Annotated in this window: 3 protein-coding genes; all 3 read left to right on the top strand. The window is 72.0% G+C overall.

The annotated features are described in order from the left end of the window. Window positions 1-185 precede the first annotated feature (185 nt). Genes AC1MIR_RS05155 through AC1MIR_RS05145 form a run of 3 tightly spaced genes read left to right on the top strand, consistent with a single transcriptional unit; the run spans window position 186 to window position 2,502 of the window. A complete protein-coding gene (locus tag AC1MIR_RS05155) occupies window positions 186-1,397 on the top strand; it encodes a cysteine desulfurase family protein (RefSeq protein ID WP_480027118.1) in 1,212 nt (403 codons plus the stop codon). An 8-nt stretch (window positions 1,398-1,405) separates the two neighbouring features. Beyond that, entirely contained in the window at window positions 1,406-1,735 is a 330-nt protein-coding gene (locus tag AC1MIR_RS05150) for a ferredoxin family 2Fe-2S iron-sulfur cluster binding protein (protein WP_480027117.1), read from the top strand. After that, complete coding sequence (locus AC1MIR_RS05145; RefSeq protein ID WP_480027116.1) at window positions 1,732-2,502, top strand: TenA family protein; 771 nt, start codon at window positions 1,732-1,734, stop codon at window positions 2,500-2,502. Before AC1MIR_RS05150 ends, AC1MIR_RS05145 begins: the two co-directional genes overlap by 4 nt. Window positions 2,503-2,534 lie beyond the last annotated feature (32 nt).

Here is a 2,534-nt window from a genome sequence, read left to right as displayed (position 1 = left end):
GGAACCGCTAAGCGGTTCCGCCGAACGGGCATAAGCTGCTCTAGTATCATAATTCCTAGAGCACGACCTTCCGATCGACTGATTCCAGTCGATTGGGAGGTCGTGCTCTAGCGTGCGCTGGACGAGGTGCTGAGCCACTTCTGACGCACTTCACCCGGCCGCCCGCCCGCGCCACATAGGCCCCGATGACCCGGCCCAATCGCCCGATCTACCTCGACAACCACGCGACCACGCCGGTGGACCCACGCGTGCTGGCCGCCATGCGCCCCTGGTGGGAGCAGAATTTTTCGAACCCGGGCTCGGTCGAGCACGCGATGGGCCGCGCGGCGGAGGCCGCGGTGGAGGACGCGCGCGGCCATGTCGCGGCGCTGATCGGGGCCGAGCCGTCGGAAATCCTGTTCACCTCCGGCGCCACGGAATCCAACAACCTGGCCATCAAGGGCGCGGCCCGCTTCGCCAAGGCGCAGGGCACGGACCGGCTGCGCGTCGTCACCCTCGCCACCGAGCACAAATGCGTCCTCGAAAGCGTGCGCGACCTCGGCGCCGAGGGGTTTGCGCCCGTGATCCTGCCGGTGCGGCCCGACGGGCTGCTCGACCTCGGCCGACTTGAGGAAACGCTGGCCGAGGCGCCGACGCTGCTCGTCTCCGTCATGGCGGTGAACAACGAGATCGGCGTGATCCAGGACCTGGAGGCGATCGGCGGGATCGCGAAGCGGCACGGCGCGCTGTTCCACACCGACGCGGCGCAGGGCTGCGGCCGCATCGCGGTGGATGTCGGCGCGATCCGGGCCGACCTGCTCTCCATCTCCGGGCACAAGCTCTATGGGCCGAAGGGGATCGGCGCCCTCTATGTCCGCCGCCGGCCGCGCGTGCGCCTCGCGCCGCTGTTCTCGGGCGGCGGGCAGGAGCGGGGGCTGCGCTCCGGCACGCTGCCGGCGCCGCTCATCGTCGGCCGCGGCGAGGCCAGCCGGATCGCGGCGGCCGAGGCGCCGCTGGCTGCCGGCCGCGGGGCCGCGCAGCGCGACCGCTTCCTGGCGGCGATCGAGGCCGCGGTGCCGGGCATCGCGGTGAACGCCGACCGCGCGCGGCGCGGGGCCGGCAACCTCTCCCTCGCTTTCCCCGGCGGCGTCACCGCGCAGCAGATCATGGAAGCCGCGCCGGAGATCTGCGTCTCGACCGGCTCGGCCTGTTCCTCGGCGGAGGTCGAGCCCTCCCACGTGCTGCGGGCGCTCGGCCTGCCGGAGGCGCGGGCGCGCGCCACCTTGCGGATCGGGATCGGGCGCTTTACCTCCCCCGCCGAGGTGGACCTGGCCGCCGCGGCGCTGGGCGCCGCCTGGCGCCGGGCCATCGCGTCGTTTGACAGCGTCCAGGCCGGTTCGGCGGGCGCGGCGGAGTAGGGCTCGCAATGCCGAAGATGACGTTCGTCGAGCGCGACGGTACGCGCAAGGAAGTGGATGCGCCGCTCGGTCTCTCCGTGCTGGAGATCGCGCACAAGCATGGCGTGGACATCGAGGGCGCCTGCGAGGGCAGCCTCGCCTGTTCCACCTGCCATGTCGTGGTGGACGCGGCCTGGTTCGGCAAGCTGAGCAAGCCGACCGAGGACGAGGAGGACATGCTCGACCTCGCCTTCGACCTGCAGGAGACCTCGCGCCTCGGCTGCCAGATCATCATGACCGAGGCGCTGGACGGTCTGGTGGTGCAACTGCCGGCCGGCACCCGCAACGCGATGGGGTGAAGGCCCTGGAGCCGCCGCCCTACGGTCGCGAGGGCGGGCTGTTCCGCCGCCTGAAGCAGGCCAACAGCGCCGCGTGGCGGGCCTACACCTGGCACCCGTTCGTGCAGGGGCTGGCCGACGGATCGCTGCCGCTGCCGGCCTTCAAGCGCTACCTGGTGCAGGACTACCTGTTCCTCGTGCAGTTCGTGCGCGCCTTCGCGCTCGCCGCCTACAAGGCCGAGAGTTTTGCGGCATTTCGCGAGAAGGCGGGGGCGATCCAGGCGCTGCTGCATGAGATGACCTTGCATGTCGGCTACTGCGCCGAGTGGGGCATCGCGGAGGACGCGATCCTGGCCGAGCCGGAAGCCGCCGAGACGGTCGCCTATACCCGCTGGGTGCTGGACCGCGGCATCGCCGGCGACATCCTCGACCTGGAAGTGGCACTCGCGCCCTGCACGGTGGGCTATGGCGAGATCGCGCTGGCGATCGAGGCGAGCCCGACGCGGCGGCGCGACGGCAATCCCTACGACTCCTGGATCGCGATGTATGCCGGCGACGAGTATCAGTCGCTCGCGCGCGGCGCCGCCGCGCGGCTCGACGCGCTCGGCGAGAGCCATGGCGGCGCGGCGCGCTTCGCGGCGCTTTCCGCCGACTTCGCGAAGGCCGCGCGGCTCGAGGCTGATTTCTGGGCGATGGGGCTGCGGGCATCGGATGACCGCAGGGCGCAGGCGCCGTCGGCGCCCCGCCCCCGGGGCCGGAATACCATGCCAGGGCGGGGCGCCGGATGAGGGTGCTGGGTGGCCTGTAGGGCGGCGGGGGG

The sequence above is a fragment of the Falsiroseomonas sp. RANM36 genome, from assembly GCF_056682175.1.
Note: the sequence above shows the minus strand (reverse complement) of the source record. Positions and strands in the feature narration are given on the sequence as shown.